Raw genomic sequence first — 896 nt, forward strand, 5'->3', positions numbered from 1 at the left:
AATCTCAGCAAACAGCGATAGCTCTGTTGGTAGCATCATTGCTGAAGCGATGGAAAAAGTAGGTAAAGAAGGTGTTATCACTGTTGAAGAAGGTAGTGGCTTCGAAGATGAGCTAGCCGTTGTTGAAGGTATGCAGTTCGATCGTGGTTACTTATCACCTTACTTTATCAACAATCAGGACAATATGAGTGCAGAGCTTGAGAGCCCATTTATATTATTGGTTGATAAGAAGGTTTCTAACATTCGTGAGCTACTTCCTGTACTGGAAAGTGTTGCTAAAGCAAGCAAGCCATTATTGATCATTGCTGAAGATATCGAAGGCGAAGCGCTAGCGACTCTAGTTGTAAACAACATGCGTGGCATTGTTAAGGTGGCAGCGGTTAAGGCACCTGGCTTTGGCGATCGTCGTAAGGAAATGCTACAGGATATCGCTACTCTAACGGGTGGTACGGTTATTTCTGAAGAAGTTGGTTTGTCTCTAGAAACCGCAACAATTGATAACTTGGGTACAGCGAAGAGCGTTAACATCAGTAAAGAAAATACGACGATTATCGATGGTGCAGGTCAAGCTGCAGAAATCGAAGGGCGTGTTAACCAGATTCGTAAGCAAATCGAAGAAAGCAGTTCAGACTATGATCGTGAGAAGCTTCAAGAGCGTGTAGCTAAATTAGCTGGCGGTGTTGCGGTAATCAAAGTAGGTGCTGGTTCTGAAGTCGAGATGAAAGAGAAGAAGGCTCGTGTCGAAGATGCGCTTCACTCTACTCGTGCAGCCGTTGAAGAAGGTGTTGTTGCAGGTGGCGGCGTATCATTGATTCGTGCTCTACAAGCGATTGAAGATCTTCAAGGTGATAACGAAGATCAAAACGTTGGTATTAACTTGCTACGTCGCGCAATGG

General features: G+C 44.4%; 1 protein-coding gene. It reads left to right on the top strand.

What is annotated here, in order from left to right; genetic code table 11:
• A partial coding sequence (gene groEL, locus A3763_RS25860) for a chaperonin GroEL (RefSeq protein WP_156495343.1) occupies positions 1-896 on the top strand: 896 nt, incomplete at both ends.

It is taken from the genome of Oleiphilus sp. HI0128 (assembly GCF_001635365.1).